15 protein-coding genes are annotated in these 15,061 nt (G+C 52.4%); 12 read left to right on the top strand and 3 right to left on the bottom strand.

Features of this window, described 5'->3' with window-relative positions; translation table 11 throughout:
• Positions 1-76: 76 nt before the first annotated feature.
• From xerD to PMPD1_RS18260, 6 genes are all read left to right on the top strand, one after another.
• Positions 77-970 carry a site-specific tyrosine recombinase XerD gene (xerD, locus tag PMPD1_RS18285; protein WP_173635381.1) on the top strand — a complete coding sequence of 298 codons (894 nt, stop codon included), beginning with the start codon at positions 77-79 and terminating at the stop codon, positions 968-970.
• 23 nt (positions 971-993) lie between these two features.
• On the top strand, positions 994-1,695 hold the full coding sequence (gene dsbC / locus PMPD1_RS18280; RefSeq protein ID WP_173635380.1) for a bifunctional protein-disulfide isomerase/oxidoreductase DsbC: 702 nt from the start codon (positions 994-996) through the stop codon (positions 1,693-1,695).
• Between the two features lie 6 nt (positions 1,696-1,701).
• Entirely contained in the window at positions 1,702-3,432 is a 1,731-nt protein-coding gene (gene recJ, locus PMPD1_RS18275; protein ID WP_173635379.1) for a single-stranded-DNA-specific exonuclease RecJ, read from the top strand.
• Positions 3,433-3,590: 158 nt separating this feature from the next.
• A protein-coding gene (prfB, locus tag PMPD1_RS18270; RefSeq protein ID WP_173635378.1) for a peptide chain release factor 2 occupies positions 3,591-4,689 on the top strand; the annotation gives its coding sequence in 2 pieces (ribosomal slippage) (positions 3,591-3,665 and positions 3,667-4,689; 1,098 coding nt in all).
• A 9-nt stretch (positions 4,690-4,698) separates the two neighbouring features.
• Positions 4,699-6,219 carry a lysine--tRNA ligase gene (gene lysS, locus PMPD1_RS18265; RefSeq protein WP_173635377.1) on the top strand — a complete coding sequence of 507 codons (1,521 nt, stop codon included), beginning with the start codon at positions 4,699-4,701 and terminating at the stop codon, positions 6,217-6,219.
• Between the two features lie 158 nt (positions 6,220-6,377).
• Positions 6,378-7,073, top strand: coding sequence for an amino acid racemase (locus PMPD1_RS18260; RefSeq protein WP_173635376.1), 696 nt, complete (start codon positions 6,378-6,380; stop codon positions 7,071-7,073).
• A 1-nt stretch (position 7,074) separates the two neighbouring features.
• On the opposite strand, the gene PMPD1_RS18255 is transcribed toward PMPD1_RS18260, so the two are convergent.
• Complete coding sequence (locus PMPD1_RS18255) at positions 7,075-7,698, bottom strand: serine protease (protein ID WP_173635375.1); 624 nt, start codon at positions 7,696-7,698, stop codon at positions 7,075-7,077.
• A gap of 407 nt (positions 7,699-8,105) precedes the next feature.
• Between PMPD1_RS18255 and PMPD1_RS18250 the strand changes: the two genes are divergently transcribed.
• Positions 8,106-9,269, top strand: a complete 1,164-nt coding sequence (locus PMPD1_RS18250) for an MFS transporter (protein WP_173635374.1) — start codon at positions 8,106-8,108, stop codon at positions 9,267-9,269.
• Here PMPD1_RS18250 and PMPD1_RS18245 read toward each other — a convergent pair.
• Positions 9,266-10,186, bottom strand: coding sequence for a LysR family transcriptional regulator (locus PMPD1_RS18245; RefSeq protein WP_173635373.1), 921 nt, complete (start codon positions 10,184-10,186; stop codon positions 9,266-9,268). The two genes, PMPD1_RS18250 and PMPD1_RS18245, sit on opposite strands and share 4 nt — an antisense overlap.
• A 113-nt stretch (positions 10,187-10,299) precedes the next feature.
• Between PMPD1_RS18245 and lysA the strand changes: the two genes are divergently transcribed.
• A complete protein-coding gene (gene lysA, locus PMPD1_RS18240) occupies positions 10,300-11,553 on the top strand; it encodes a diaminopimelate decarboxylase (RefSeq protein ID WP_173635372.1) in 1,254 nt (417 codons plus the stop codon).
• A 2-nt stretch (positions 11,554-11,555) separates the two neighbouring features.
• On the top strand, positions 11,556-12,029 hold the full coding sequence (locus PMPD1_RS18235; protein WP_173635371.1) for a GNAT family N-acetyltransferase: 474 nt from the start codon (positions 11,556-11,558) through the stop codon (positions 12,027-12,029).
• Here the strand turns inward: PMPD1_RS18235 and galR are convergent.
• Complete coding sequence (galR, locus tag PMPD1_RS18230) at positions 12,026-13,030, bottom strand: HTH-type transcriptional regulator GalR (RefSeq protein WP_173635370.1); 1,005 nt, start codon at positions 13,028-13,030, stop codon at positions 12,026-12,028. The two genes, PMPD1_RS18235 and galR, sit on opposite strands and share 4 nt — an antisense overlap.
• Positions 13,031-13,300: 270 nt before the next feature.
• On the opposite strand from galR, the gene PMPD1_RS18225 reads away from it, so the two are divergent.
• Genes PMPD1_RS18225 through PMPD1_RS18215 form a run of 3 tightly spaced genes read left to right on the top strand, consistent with a single transcriptional unit; the run spans position 13,301 to position 15,061 of the window.
• Positions 13,301-14,143 carry a DUF3289 family protein gene (locus PMPD1_RS18225; RefSeq protein ID WP_173635369.1) on the top strand — a complete coding sequence of 281 codons (843 nt, stop codon included), beginning with the start codon at positions 13,301-13,303 and terminating at the stop codon, positions 14,141-14,143.
• Positions 14,140-14,601, top strand: a complete 462-nt coding sequence (locus PMPD1_RS18220; RefSeq protein WP_173635368.1) for a DUF943 family protein — start codon at positions 14,140-14,142, stop codon at positions 14,599-14,601. Before PMPD1_RS18225 ends, PMPD1_RS18220 begins: the two co-directional genes overlap by 4 nt.
• 1 nt (position 14,602) lies before the next feature.
• A complete protein-coding gene (locus tag PMPD1_RS18215; protein WP_173635367.1) occupies positions 14,603-15,061 on the top strand; it encodes a DUF943 family protein in 459 nt (152 codons plus the stop codon).

Genomic DNA, 15,061 nt, shown 5'->3' with positions numbered 1-15,061 from the left:
GCGTCATTGTATCAGAATGAGGCTGTAATCAGGCATAATGAGCACGAATTCACACCCAGAGGTTGCGAGGGGAGCCGTGCAAGATAGCGAACTTATTGAACAGTTTCTTGATGCGCTATGGATAGAGCGCAACCTGGCGCAAAACACGCTGTCATCCTATCGTCAGGATCTGCAAACGCTGACCGAGTGGTTAAGACACCATCAGTTGTCTTTGCAACAGGTCGATGCCGATGGTTTGCAACGCTTTCTTGGCGAGCGGCTGGAGGGCGGCTACAAAGCCACCAGTTCGGCACGCTTATTGAGTGCGATGCGCCGCCTGTTTCAGTATCTGTACCGCGAGAAACTGCGTGATGATGATCCCAGCGCGCTGTTGTCCTCTCCCAAACTGCCGCAGCGGCTGCCGAAAGATCTGAGCGAAGCGCAAGTGAGCAGGTTGTTACAGGCGCCTGGCGTTGAACAGCCGATCGAGTTACGCGATAAAGCGATGCTGGAACTCTTGTATGCGACGGGCTTGCGCGTTTCTGAACTGGTTGGGTTAACGGTCAGCGATGTGAGTTTACGCCAGGGTGTGGTGCGGGTGATTGGTAAAGGGAATAAAGAACGGTTGGTACCGCTGGGTGAAGAGGCGGTGTACTGGCTGGAGCAGTTTATCGAGTATGGTCGTCCGTGGTTGATGAATGGTCAGGCGCTGGATGTGCTGTTTCCCAGTAACCGCGCGCAACAAATGACACGACAAACCTTCTGGCATCGCATTAAACATTATGCCACGCTGGCAGGTATTGATAGCGAAAAGCTGTCGCCGCATGTGTTACGTCACGCATTTGCCACACACCTTTTGAACCATGGGGCGGACTTACGTGCCGTACAGATGCTATTAGGTCATAGCGACCTGTCGACCACGCAAATTTACACGCATGTTGCCACCGAGCGCCTGCGACAGTTACACCAACAGCACCATCCGCGCGCCTGAGCGGCGGAGTATAAGGAAATAAGATGAAAAAGCATTTTGCGATGTTTTCACTACTGGCTGCGTTCGCCGGTTTCGCCCATGCCGATGATGCGGCTATTCAGCAATCGCTGAAAAAGTTGGGTTTGCAACAAGCGGAAATCCAACCGTCACCGCTACCGGGTATGAAAACGGTGTTGACGGAAAGCGGCGTGTTGTATGTTTCGGAAGACGGTAAAAACTTCATTCAGGGGCCGCTGTATGATGTTAGCGGCGCACGTCCGGTAAACGTGACTAACCAACTGCTGCAAAAGAAAGTGGATGCGCTTAGCAACGAGATGATCGTGTATAAAGCGCCGAAAGAGCAGCATGTGATTACGGTATTTACCGACATTACCTGTGGCTATTGCCGTAAGTTGCATCAGCAAATGGCTGACTATAATGCGCTGGGGATTACGGTACGTTATCTGGCTTTCCCGCGTGAAGGGCTGAACGGGCAGGTGGAAAAAGAGATGAAGTCCATCTGGTGTGCTGCCGATCGTAATAAAGCGTTTGATGCCGCGATGAAGGGCGATGACGTTTCGCCGATCGATTGTAAAATCGATCTTACCGCGCACTATAAGCTCGGTATTCTGTTCGGTATTCAGGGCACGCCCGCTATCCTGTTGCAAAACGGCACCATGATCCCTGGCTATCAAGGGCCGCAAGAGATGAAACAGATGCTTGATAGCCAGAAAAGCGGTGGCTAAGTTTTAGTGAATAAGTCAACTCAACTCCGTCGCCGCGAGGCGGCGGCGAATGTCATTCTGTCAGCAGAACTGCACCCTTTATTGCGCCGGTTGTACGCACAGCGCGGAGTCTGTCAGGACCGCGAGCTGGATCGCAGTGCGAAGAATTTACTTTCATACCAATCCCTTAGCGGTATTCAGGCGGCCGTCGAGCTATTACATCAGGCCTTGGCGGATCAGCGGCGCATCATGATCGTTGGCGATTTCGATGCCGACGGTGCCACCAGTACCGCGCTTGCCGTACTGGCCTTGCGCCGTATGGGCGGGCGCAATATCGAATATCTGGTGCCAAACCGTTTCGAAGATGGCTACGGCCTGAGCCCTGAAGTGGTTGAGCAGGCGGCGGCGCGCGGCGCGGAAATGATCGTTACGGTGGACAATGGGATTTCGTCCCATGCCGGCGTAACCTGCGCTCATCAAAAAGGGATTCCGGTCCTGATTACCGACCATCATCTGCCGGGCGAAACGTTGCCAGAGGCGGACGCGATCGTTAATCCGAACCTGGCAGATTGTCAGTTTCCTTCCCGCTCGCTGGCCGGTGTCGGCGTAGCGTTTTATCTGATGCTGGCGCTGCGGGCGCATTTACGTGAGCAGGGTTGGTTTGAGCAGGGGATCGCGGTTCCCAACCTCGCTGAGTTGCTTGACTTAGTGGCGTTAGGCACGGTAGCCGATGTGGTTCCGCTGGATGCGAATAACCGCATTTTGGTGTGGCAAGGTTTGGGCCGTATCCGCGCCGGTAAATGTCGCCCGGGTATCCGTGCGTTGCTGGAAGTGGCGAATCGCGATGCTCGCCAGGTAGCGGCCAGCGATCTGGGTTTTGCGCTTGGCCCGCGCCTGAATGCGGCGGGGCGGCTGGATGATATGTCGGTCGGCGTAGCGCTGTTGCTGAGTGAAGACCTCGGGCAGGCGCGGATGCTGGCGAGTGAACTGGATGCCCTCAACCAAACGCGAAAAGAGATTGAGCAGGGGATGCAGGCCGAGGCGCTGGCGCTGTGTCAGCAACTGGAGAGCGCCAGCGAAACGTTGCCGCTAGGCATCGCCATGTACCACCCGGAGTGGCATCAAGGGGTGGTGGGCATTTTAGCTTCACGCTTAAAAGAGCGTTTTCACCGCCCGGTGATTGCTTTTGCGCCCGCCGGTGATGGCACGCTAAAAGGTTCCGGGCGCTCTATTGCCGGGCTACATATGCGTGATGCCCTGGAACGGTTAGATACGCTAAATCCGGGGTTGATGTTGAAGTTCGGCGGCCATGCGATGGCCGCAGGCCTCTCGCTGGAGGCGGCGAAATTCGATGCGTTTCGCCAGCGTTTTGCCGACTTAGTGGGTGAATGGCTGGACAGTGATGCGTTGCAGGGCGTGATCTGGTCTGATGGTGAGCTGGCGGGTCAGGAACTGGCGCTCCCCACTGCGGAGTTACTGCGTGAGGCGGGGCCGTGGGGGCAGGCATTTCCCGAGCCGCTGTTCGACGGTAAGTTTACATTGTTACAGCAGCGGCTGGTGGGCGAACGCCACTTAAAAGTGATGGTCGAGCCGCTCGGCGGCGGCCCGCTGCTGGATGGCATCGCGTTTAATATTGATACGACTCAATGGCCAGATGCTAGCGTTCGTCAGGTTGAACTGGCGTATAAGCTGGATATTAATGAGTACCGCGGCAACCGTAGCGTGCAATTGATCATCGAGCATCTATGGCCACTCTAACCGTGACCGAAATGAAATAACCCCGGTACTGAGCCTGGAGCGGTAGCGCGCTGAAAATGTCATCAGCGGCGCTGCCCATCCTCTACAAACCGTCTGCTATTTCAGTTAAACTGACTAATTAAATTTTAGTCATTCCTTCTTAAATAGATTTGGACACCATGTTTGAAATTAATCCGGTAAAAAACCGTATCCAGGACCTGACGGAGCGTAGCGACGTTCTTAGGGGGTATCTTTGACTATGATTCAAAAAAAGAGCGCCTGGAAGAGGTTAACGCAGAACTAGAACAACCTGACGTGTGGAATGAACCTGAGCGCGCGCAAGCGCTGGGTAAAGAACGTTCCTCGCTCGAAGCGATAGTCGATACGCTTGACCAGATGACCCAGGGTCTGGAAGACGTCTCCGGCCTGCTAGAACTCGCGGTCGAAGCTGACGATGAAGATACCTTTAACGAAACCATCGTCGAACTGGATGGCCTGGAGAAAAAGCTCGGCGAACTGGAATTCCGCCGCATGTTCTCCGGCGAGTACGACAGCGCCGATTGCTATATTGACCTGCAGGCCGGTTCCGGCGGAACCGAAGCGCAAGACTGGGCCAGCATGCTGTTACGTATGTACCTGCGTTGGGCGGAAGACAAAGGTTTCAAAACCGAAGTTATTGAAGAGTCAGAAGGCGAAGTCGCAGGCATTAAATCAGCCACTATCCGTATTGCGGGTGAGTATGCCTTTGGCTGGTTGCGGACAGAAACCGGCGTGCACCGTTTGGTACGGAAAAGCCCGTTTGATTCCGGCGGTCGTCGCCATACCTCATTCAGTTCGGCGTTTGTCTACCCGGAAGTGGATGACGATATTGATATTGAGATTAACCCGGCAGATTTGCGGATTGACGTTTATCGTGCCTCAGGCGCCGGTGGTCAGCACGTTAACCGCACCGAATCGGCTGTGCGTATTACCCATATTCCTACCAATACCGTCACCCAGTGTCAGAATGATCGCTCGCAGCATAAAAACAAAGATCAAGCGATGAAGCAGATGAAGGCAAAGCTGTACGAGCTTGAGATGCAAAAGAAAAATGCCGAGAAGCAGGCGCTGGAAGATAATAAATCCGATATCGGTTGGGGCAGCCAGATCCGCTCATATGTGCTGGATGACTCTCGCATTAAAGATCTGCGTACCGGCGTTGAAACGCGCAACACGCAGGCGGTGCTGGACGGCGCCCTGGATCGATTTATTGAAGCAAGTTTGAAAGCAGGGTTATAAGGAACCGACATGTCTGAACAACAACCGCAGGGCGCTGACGCCGCGCTTGAGCTTAACAATGAACTGAAAGCGCGTCGCGAAAAACTTAGCGCGTTGCGTGAAAATGGCGTGGCGTTTCCGAACGATTTTCGCCGCGATACTACCGCCGACGTGCTGCATGAGAAGTATGACGGCAAAGAGAATGAAGAGCTGGAAGCGCTGAATATTGAGGTCAGCGTGGCGGGCCGTATGATGACACGCCGCATTATGGGGAAAGCCTCCTTCGTGACATTGCAGGATGTCGGCGGCCGTATCCAGCTCTACGTGGCGCGTGACGATCTGCCGGAAGGCATTTATAACGAGCAATTTAAAAAGTGGGATCTGGGCGATATTCTCGGCGCGCGCGGTAAGTTGTTTAAAACCAAAACCGGTGAGCTGTCGATCCACTGTACCGAACTGCGCTTACTGACCAAAGCATTGCGTCCGCTGCCGGATAAATTCCACGGTTTGGCCGATCAGGAAACGCGTTATCGCCAGCGTTATCTCGATCTGATTGCTAATGATGAATCGCGTCAGACCTTTAAAGTGCGCTCCAAAATCATGGCGGGCATTCGCCGCTTTATGGTTGGTCGCGACTTTATGGAAGTTGAAACGCCGATGATGCAGGTGATCCCAGGCGGCGCTTCCGCCCGTCCGTTTATCACCCATCACAATGCGCTGGATATTGATATGTATCTGCGTATTGCGCCGGAGCTCTATCTTAAGCGTCTGGTGGTTGGCGGGTTTGACCGCGTTTTCGAAATCAACCGTAACTTCCGTAACGAAGGGATTTCGCCGCGCCATAATCCGGAGTTCACCATGATGGAACTCTATATGGCCTATGCGGATTATCGGGATCTGATTGAGTTAACCGAGAGTCTGTTCCGTACCCTGGCGCAAGAGGTGTTAGGCACCACGGTGGTGCCTTATGGCGAGCAAACTTTTGACTTCGGTAAGCCATTTGAAAAACTGACGATGAAAGAAGCCATTCTGAAATATCGTCCGGAAACCAACCTGGCGGATTTGGATGACTTTGAGAAAGCGGTTGCCATTGCTCAGTCAATCGGCATTAAAGTTGAAAAGAGCTGGGGCCTGGGGCGTGTCGTCACTGAGATCTTCGAAGAGACGGCGGAAAGCCATCTGATCCAACCGACGTTTATTACCGAATACCCGGCAGAGGTTTCACCGCTGGCGCGTCGTAATGACCTTAACCCGGAAATTACCGATCGCTTTGAGTTCTTTATCGGCGGGCGTGAAATTGGTAATGGTTTCTCGGAACTGAATGATGCGGAAGATCAGGCCGAGCGTTTCCAGCAACAGGTTAACGCCAAAGATGCCGGTGATGATGAAGCGATGTTCTATGATGAGGATTACGTTACCGCACTTGAACACGGTTTACCGCCGACCGCCGGACTGGGCATTGGTATTGACCGTATGGTCATGCTGTTCACCAACAGCCACACCATCCGTGATGTGATCCTGTTCCCGGCGCTGCGTCCTTCCGGTCGCTAATTCGGTATTCGCTGAATTATTCCTTTCCCGCGGGGCGGTTTATCCGCCCCGTTTCATTATTGCCATACGGTAAAGCCAGATGTTTCCGGGCGCAAAAAAAGCTAAGCTGAATTTGACGGCCAAAATCCATCTTCCTGCAACCAATAAGGAAAAAACATATGAAAACGCTGGGGTTATTGGGGGGAATGAGTTGGGAATCGACGGTGCCTTATTATCGTCTGATTAACCAAGGCGTAAAGCAGCGCCTTGGAGGATTGCACTCCGCCAAACTGATTCTCTACAGCGTGGATTTTCATGAGGTGGAAGCATACCAGCGCAGCGGGGAATGGGATAAAGCCGGGCAGTTGCTGGCGGATGCCGCGCTGGCGCTCAAACAGGCGGGCGCGCAAGGTATTGTACTCTGTACCAATACCATGCATAAGGTCGCGGCACCGATTGTGGCACAGAGTGGGTTGCCTTTTCTACATATCGTCGACGGCACGGCGGCGGCGATTAAAGCCAGCGGTATGGCCCGTGTGGCGTTACTGGGAACCCGTTACACCATGGAGCAGGATTTTTATCGGGGCCGGCTGGCGCAAGAGTTTGCGATTGAAACCTGCGTGCCGGATGAGGCCGCCCGGCAGAAAGTGAATGCGATTATTTTTGATGAACTTTGTCAGGGAATCATCACTGAGGCATCGAAACGCTATTACCAGCAGGTTATCGCTACGCTGGTTGAGCAGGGCGCGCAAGGCGTGATATTCGGCTGTACCGAGATTGGCCTGCTATTGCATGCCGATGACTGCCCGGTACCGGTTTTTGATATCACTGCGATTCATGCACACAGCGCCGTTGAATTTATGCTGGCGGAGTAGTTTACGATTTAATGTTCTCATCCAGCCAGTCTTTAAAACGTGCGTAGGGGACGTATAACGCCACATCTTTATAGAGCGTCTTCCCGGATTTATCATTGATTTTACTGGTATAACCCACAATAACGCCGCCGATGCTGTCATCGGTGGCGTTATATACCGCGCCGCCTGACATGCCCTTCACGACCCCAGCGTTCGCCGCCACCACCACGCAGCCCATCTTATTCCATTCGTTTTGCATATGGGTATTGACCAAATTAGTCCCGGTCGAGGCGACAGGCATGGCTGAGTAGAAGCTGTAACCATAGAGGTTAATCTTGTCGCCCATATGTCCGTTACGAAAATGCGGCGGCAGATTTTGTTCATCATTTTTATGGTAGACAATCGCCAGGTCGCACTCCGGGTGATACGCCTTCACCTTGTAGAGCGAGAATTTGGCGACATGCGCCGCCGTAAGGCTATATTCCGGCGTTAAGGGAATGGTGGTGCCCAACGTCCCCAACCCAAGTACCGTGGGGATACCGGTGACAGTCATGTCTACACGCTGTTGTGCTTCCTTACTGTACTCGTACTTTCCAACGGAGCATCCGGTCAGGATTAAGGCCAGGGAGGCCACTATAAGTCGCATCTTCTCTCCTCGAGATTGATTATCAAGCACCGCTTTTCGCTTGGTGAATCCATTGACGAGGTATCGGCAGTAAACGGCTAATCTTTAGACGGTCGCCGGGCAGGAGAAAAGCGTGCAACCATGCTCCGTGTGGCGAGAAACAGCGTTAATCTTAGCGAAACGAACGCTGTGTTACGGGCGGAATCATCCTAAAGCGTGCTAAAAATCGCCGTAACGGCGCGATTATTGCGCGAGAAGCAACAGACCCTTGCGTTGGGCGGGCTGTAAGCCAAAGATGGGCTATGGTTAAATAGCAAATGTGACGAAGATCAAATTATAGTGACGTTTATAATCCGTCACCCAAACCGCTTTTCCGGTGAGAAAAGCCCTGCCTGACGTGTGCAATTATCTGTTTTGGAGAGTGAGACATGCCTGTTTCATTACTGGCGTTAGCGCTAAGCGCGTTCGCTATTGGCACCACCGAGTTTGTCATTATGGGATTGTTGCCAGAGGTGGCGAAAGACCTCCAGGTTTCAATACCTTCCGCGGGCTGGTTGATTAGCGGCTATGCGTTAGGTGTGGCGATCGGCGCGCCAATTATGGCGTTGTTAACGGCAAAACTGCCGCGTAAGCGCACGCTGATGCTGCTGATGGCGATATTCATTATCGGGAATGTGCTGTGTGCAATGGCATATAGCTATAACTTACTGATGCTGGCCCGCGTGATTACCGCACTGTGTCACGGCGCTTTCTTCGGTATTGGCGCGGTGGTCGCCGCCAGTTTGGTGGCGCCGGGTCGTCAGGCTTCGGCGGTCGCGCTGATGTTTACTGGTTTAACGTTGGCTAACGTGCTGGGCGTTCCTTTAGGCACCTGGTTCGGGCAACTCTTCGGCTGGCGCGCCACTTTCTGGGGCGTCTCGGTCATTGGCGTGTTGGCGTTTATCGCCTTGATTGTCAGCCTGCCGAACAACAACAATGAAAAACCCGTCCATCTGGGCAGTGAAATTAGCGCGCTGGCAAACGGTAAACTGTGGTTATCGCTACTGATGACGGTATTTTTCGCTGGCTCGATGTTTGCGTTGTTTAGCTACATCGCGCCGATGTTGTTGCAGGTGACCGGCATCAGCGATCGTGGCGTGAGCTGGACACTGTTCCTGATTGGCGGCGGTTTGACCGTGGGGAATATCCTTGGCGGTAAGCTGGCGGATAGAAAAGTTTCCCTTAGCCTGATGTTGAGCTTTTCGCTGATTGCCATTTTCTCGTTGATTTTCAGTTGGACCAGCCATGCGCTGTGGTTGGCAGAAATCACCTTGTTCCTGTGGGCGATGGCGACATTTGCGACCGTACCAGGTTTGCAAATTAACGTGGTGCGCCATGGCAAAGAGGCGCCGAATCTGGTCTCTACCCTTAACATTTCCGCCTTTAATATCGGAAATGCGCTGGGCGCTTGGGTTGGCGGCGCGGTTATTGGCAAAGGGTTAGGTTTAACCACGGTGCCGGTGGCTGCTGCGGTATTGGCGGCGATGGGGCTGGTGATTTGTCTCATCACGTTCCGCCGTGCTGGCGGGCAGGCTCAGACGGTACGCGCTTAATGCAATAAATGCTCCAGGCGCTGGCGGAATAGCCCACAATGCTGCTGTAGATGGCGGCTGAAGGCTTCTACCAGCGCCGAGGCCGGGCGATGGCGTGGGCGAATCAGGCTGACGGTGAAGGGAACCGCCACGCTGAAACGCCTGATTGCCACGCCGCTATCGGCATAATCCAGAGCCGTCAGTGGATTAACCACCGAAATGCCAATCCCTGCTTTTACCATCGCGCACACCGATGCTGCGCTATGCGTTTCCATCACCATTCTGCGTTGAACGCCTTGTTCATGAAACAACGCATCCAGCAACTGTCGGTAACTATCGCTCCGCGACAAGCTAATATAATTCTCTGCGGCAAAATCTTGCGGCGTTAACTGCTCCCGGCTGGCTAAAGGGTGCTGCTGCGGGAGGACACACACCTCATTCAGCGTCAGTAATTCTATGCGATCGGTACCCGCGGGTGTCTGCAGATTTTCGGTTAAACCTAAATCGTGGCGTTGCGCTGACAGCCACTCTTCCAACAGTGGTGACTCTTGCGGAATGATATTCAGACTCAGGTCAGGATAACGTTGCAAAAACGGCTGGCACAGCAGCGGCAACAGCGACTGAGAAAAAACCGGTAGACAGGCAATGGAAAGTTCGCCCTGGCGAAACTGACGCAAGCCTTCTGCGGCGTTAATAATGCGATCAAGGCCGTACCACGAGCGTTGCACCTCTTCAAACAAGCGCAACCCCTGTACGGTCGGGTGCAGCCGCCCGCGTACACGTTCAAACAGTTGCAGGCCAATCAGCTTTTCAAAACGCGCCAGTTCACGGCTGACCGTCGGCTGAGAAGTGTGCAACATGGCCGCCGCCTCAGTCAGATTACCGCTGGTCATTACCGCATGAAAGATTTCGATATGTCGTAAATTAATCGCCGCCATAAGAGGTTCTCCCTAATCAGAGCTATATCATATTTGCATAGCATGGCTCAAAACAGATATTTTTCGATAATCCTCGATTATGGCGTAATAGACGGACTACCAGGGAGATTGTTATGCCACGTTCACTCGATAACACCGAAACCGCGCTGACTGCGCAAAACCTGCTGCCGCTGGCGCGCCATTATGACGGGCCATTTTGGGCCTATGATGCAGAAATCATTCGTCAACGTATTCAACAGCTACGCCAGTTCGATACCATCCGTTTCGCACAAAAGGCCTGTTCAAATATTCATATTTTGCGCCTGATGCGCGCCGAAGGCGTAAAGGTGGATTCGGTTTCCCTCGGTGAGATTGAGCGCGCGTTGGTGGCCGGGTTTGAACCGGGCGGCGAAGAGATGGTGTTTACCGCCGATGTGATCGATGCGCCCACGTTGGCGCGAGTCGCCGAACTGGCGGTGCCGGTCAATGCCGGGTCGGTCGATATGCTACATCAACTTGGCGCCGTTTCTCCCGGCCATCGCGTATGGCTGCGGGTGAACCCTGGGTTTGGGCATGGGCATAGCCAGAAAACCAATACCGGCGGTGAAAACAGCAAACACGGTATTTGGCATAGTGATTTGCCGCAGGCGCTACAGGCCATTCGGCGTTACGATCTCCAACTGGTTGGCATTCATATGCATATCGGCTCCGGGGTGGACTATGGCCACCTTGAACAGGTGTGTGATGCAATGGTCAACCAAGTGATTCACTTCGGCGCGGATATTGCGGCGATTTCCGCTGGCGGCGGCTTATCAATTCCTTACCATCAAGGCGAAGAGGCGATTGATACCGAACACTATTTTGGGTTGTGGAACGCGGCGCGTGAACGTATTGCGGCGCATTTCGGGCATCCGATTAGGTTGGAAATCGAGCCTGGGCGCTTTCTGGTGGCGGAGGCTGGCGTACTGGTCTCACAAGTGCGGGCGGTGAAAGCGATGGGTAGCCGCCACTTCGTCTTGGTTGATGCCGGCTTCAGTGACTTGATGCGCCCGGCGATGTACGGCAGCTATCACCATATTTCACTGTTGGCGGGCGATGCGCGTCACATTGACACGCAGAAAACCGTCGAGTGCGTAGTCGCCGGGCCGCTGTGTGAATCGGGCGATGTGTTTACCCAGCAGGAGGGCGGCAAGGTGGAAACCCGCGCGCTGCCGGTGGCCCGGCCAGGAGATTATCTGGTGTTTCACGATACCGGCGCCTATGGCGCGTCAATGTCATCCAACTACAATAGCCGCCCGCTAATTCCGGAAGTATTGTTTGAAAACGGTCAGCCGCGTGAGATTCGTCGCCGCCAAACTATCCAGCAGTTGCTGGCGCTGGAGTTATAACCATGACTACGCCCGGCTGGCGTATTGTGCCGCTTGATGAAGCGCCGCAGCATGCGGAACAGGTGACTGACTGGCTGTGGCAAGCATTTGGCAGTGAGAACAGCCGCGCTTTTTTCGCCAGCGTGATCCACAGCAGCCTGCAACAGGCGGATCTTCCGCAGACTTTTGTGGCGCTGGTGGGGGAGCGCGCGGTGGCGACAGTCGGCGCCTGGCGTTGCGATTTAATTAGCCGCCAGGATCTGTTTCCGTGGCTGGCGGCGCTGTATATCGATAACCCGTGGCGCGGGCAGGGCTTGAGTGAAGCGTTACAACAGCATGTGATGTCATGGTGCCGTGCGCGTGGCTACCGGCAACTGCATCTCTGGGCCACCTTCGCCGATTATTATGAGCGCTTCGGCTGGCGCTATATCGGCGAGGCGTTGGAGTACCCGGATAAACCGGTACGGGTGTATCACCGCTCGCTGGCGGCGGATTAGCCGCCCGGCGCGGAAACCGAGTGGCGACGTACCAGCGTTGGGCTAAACATATTGGTCACTTCCGGCAATGGCTGATTATTCGCTAGCGCTAAGGCCAGGCTGGCCGCCTGCTGCGCCATGGTAATAATCGGATAGCGAATAGTGGTTAGGCGCGGGCGCACGTAACGCGAAACCAATACATCATCAAACCCCATCAGCGACATCGACTCCGGCACCGTTAAGCCATTATCGCTGAGCACCGCCAGCGCCCCGGCGGCCATCGAATCGTTATAACAGGCAACGGCGGTAAAATTTTTGCCGCGTCCCAATAATTCCGTCATCGCCTGCTCGCCGCCAACCTCATCCGGTTCGCCAAATGCTACCAGCCGATCGTTGCACGGCAGGTGATGTTCTTTTAACGCATCGTAATATCCCTGCAAGCGATCTTCAGCATCGGAAATGGCGTGAGTAGAACAAATAAAGGCAATGTTCTGATGCCCTTGCTGGATCAAATGCCGGGTCGCCAGCCATGCGCCGTAGCGATCATCCAGCGCGATGCAGCGCTTTTCAAAGCCCGGCAGCATACGGTTGAGTAACACCATACCCGGAACCTGCATCATTAGCGGAGCCAGCTCTTCATCGGGGATTTTTTTCGCGTGTACCACCAGCGCCGCGCAACGGTGACGCAACAGTTGCTCAATCGCCTGATGCTCTTTTTGCTCATTGTGGTAGCCGTTACCAATCAGCAAAAAGTTGCCGGTCTGCCAGGCAATTTCATCCACCGCCTTCACCATTGCGCCGAAAAAGGGATCGGACACATCGCCCACCACCAGACCAATGGTTTCAGTGGATTGCTGCGCCAGCGCACGCGCATTGGCGTTAGGATGATATTGCAATTGAAGCATGGCGCTGGTGACGGCCTGGCGCGAGCTTTCGCTGGCCTTCGGTGAGTTATTAATCACGCGGGAAACCGTTGCAACGGAAACTCCGGCGAGTTTGGCGACATCCTTTATGGTAGCCATCGGCTTGAATTCTTCCCAGGTAAGCGTTTACACATGCAGTCAGTGTTACGGAAAAGCCCGGTGACTTCAAGTTGTCAGAATGCCAGCAGCGTCGCAAAGTGGATGAACAAACAGGAAAAAACGTAGAACGTGCAGCCAAAATGGCTTGGGTTAGTGGTTTCGGTATTGCGCAGAATAACCGGATGGTTAGAATGGATTCGGCCTGATGGAAAAACGGCCAACTGGAATGAGTTGAAAGCGTAATTCGCTTTTATTACAAGGAGGTAAGCAATGCCAGCATTACAGTTACCCTGTGTGATTTTTAGATCGCAAAAGTGGATGGATGATCACGGCGCAGTTGACATGCGCTACGGAGATTTAACCGAAACCCAACTGCGGCGACATTTTCTATTGGAGATGGTTTCATCGCAGGTCGATCCCTGGACGTTAACGCGTCTTACCCCATTTCAACTGCCGCAATCACGCTTTCACGGTTCGCGTCCGCCGGGCAGTGGCGCAAAGATAACGCGTCAGGAGTGCGCACGTATTCTGTTTGACGAGATGCGCGTGAAGGCCAGGCTATTTTCGTTTTGGGGGCCTTATCGTACGGTGATTGATCGTATGATTACCCATATGCAATATAATAATGGCGCGCCGTTTCGTGATGGTTGGCTGGATTTGGCACTGCGGGAACAGATAGTTAATGATAAGACCAAAGATAGTTCGTTACGAACAATAAAAAAAACTTTGGCTAAGGAGATAGACTGGGAACGTGGCTATTTTCCAGCCTTTAACTTTACTCAGTTTGAAGACGGGGTGAAAACTAGTGTGTTGCCTAAATTTATTAGTCTCTGGGATAGTATTAATGGCTTAGGAATTAGCGTGCATGATACCTGGGCGACACATATCACGCTCCGGTCACTACACGTTGAAAATAATCGTTATCGAGCGGTGGTACATTATAAGGTACAGGACCATTTTGGTCTCGATCACCATGATATGATGAAAAAACAGTTCCACCAGTTTCACTTCTTCCGCATCTGGTTTATTCTGCAACGCTATGAAAAGCTGGGGCACCGACCATTTTTTACCAATATGGAAGCGACGATTGAGATTGAGGGAGAGAGAGTATGAAAAAATATTTGGCAGTTTTCTTTTTGGTTATTATTGTTGCTGTTGCCGGTTGTATCTGGTATCAAAAAACATATCCAACTATTCTTGTTGCTACTCATAATATGGGGAGAGACGGTTTTATAAGCAACGTACTTATCAAGAATCCGCCACTTACTGATAAAGGTAAAATTAACTGGTGGAAGCAGAATGCTGATAAGTTTCGCGAAAAATATAATGTCCCGGACTCAAACGTAAAAGGGTTCTTTTATATTAAGATATGGGATTTTGCTGATGGATATAAAGAACTGGAAAAATATGATCGGCTTTGTTTCGATGATATGAAAACAAAGAAAAATTGCATTGATAAAAATTGGGTGATGACTATAGAAAATACCAGAGGTGGAGGGATGCAATATGATATCGGAGAAGTGTCATATGTTGAAGGAGAAAATGGGAAATTGATTAAGCAGGAAGATTAAAATGAAAAAGCATCTAGTTATAGCTATATTAATTCTAATCTCAGCCGGTGCGAGCTGGGTTGGATACCAGAAGATGCATCCTACAACAATAGTGGCTATCCATAAAGATACTGATGACAACGATTTCACAGATGTGCTTATTAAAAACCCACCTTTTACTGATAAAGGAAAACTGGCATGGTGGAAAGCAAATCAGGAAATGTTTAAAGAGAAATACGCCGTCCCTACACCACGCCCAGATGGAAGATTTTCCATTTATATATGGGATTTTTCTGATGGCTACAAAGAAGTAGAGAAATATGATCGCCTTTGTTTTAATGATATGAAAACTAGTAAAAACTGTATCGATAAAAATTGGCTAATGACAATAAGCAAGTCTCGTAATGGTAAAATAAAATATGATGTAGATGAAACATCTTATATTGAGCAGAATGGGGGTTTTATCAAGCAAAAGGATTAA

It is taken from the genome of Paramixta manurensis (genome assembly GCF_013285385.1).
Classification (GTDB): domain Bacteria; phylum Pseudomonadota; class Gammaproteobacteria; order Enterobacterales; family Enterobacteriaceae; genus Paramixta; species Paramixta manurensis.
The sequence above is the reverse complement of the archived record's forward strand: the minus strand, read 5'-3'. Positions and strand labels throughout refer to the sequence as shown.

Excerpts from the sequence above, each read along its gene's own strand:
- dsbC (WP_173635380.1), top strand. The coding sequence starts at position 994 with ATGAAAAAGCATTTTGCGATGTTTTCACTACTGGCTGCGTTCGCCGGT.
- lysS (WP_173635377.1), top strand. The coding sequence starts at position 4,699 with ATGTCTGAACAACAACCGCAGGGCGCTGACGCCGCGCTTGAGCTTAAC.
- PMPD1_RS18260 (WP_173635376.1), top strand. The coding sequence starts at position 6,378 with ATGAAAACGCTGGGGTTATTGGGGGGAATGAGTTGGGAATCGACGGTG.
- PMPD1_RS18255 (WP_173635375.1), bottom strand. The coding sequence starts at position 7,698 with ATGCGACTTATAGTGGCCTCCCTGGCCTTAATCCTGACCGGATGCTCC.
- PMPD1_RS18250 (WP_173635374.1), top strand. The coding sequence starts at position 8,106 with ATGCCTGTTTCATTACTGGCGTTAGCGCTAAGCGCGTTCGCTATTGGC.
- PMPD1_RS18245 (WP_173635373.1), bottom strand. The coding sequence starts at position 10,186 with ATGGCGGCGATTAATTTACGACATATCGAAATCTTTCATGCGGTAATG.
- lysA (WP_173635372.1), top strand. The coding sequence starts at position 10,300 with ATGCCACGTTCACTCGATAACACCGAAACCGCGCTGACTGCGCAAAAC.
- PMPD1_RS18235 (WP_173635371.1), top strand. The coding sequence starts at position 11,556 with ATGACTACGCCCGGCTGGCGTATTGTGCCGCTTGATGAAGCGCCGCAG.
- galR (WP_173635370.1), bottom strand. The coding sequence starts at position 13,030 with ATGGCTACCATAAAGGATGTCGCCAAACTCGCCGGAGTTTCCGTTGCA.
- PMPD1_RS18225 (WP_173635369.1), top strand. The coding sequence starts at position 13,301 with ATGCCAGCATTACAGTTACCCTGTGTGATTTTTAGATCGCAAAAGTGG.
- PMPD1_RS18220 (WP_173635368.1), top strand. The coding sequence starts at position 14,140 with ATGAAAAAATATTTGGCAGTTTTCTTTTTGGTTATTATTGTTGCTGTT.
- PMPD1_RS18215 (WP_173635367.1), top strand. The coding sequence starts at position 14,603 with ATGAAAAAGCATCTAGTTATAGCTATATTAATTCTAATCTCAGCCGGT.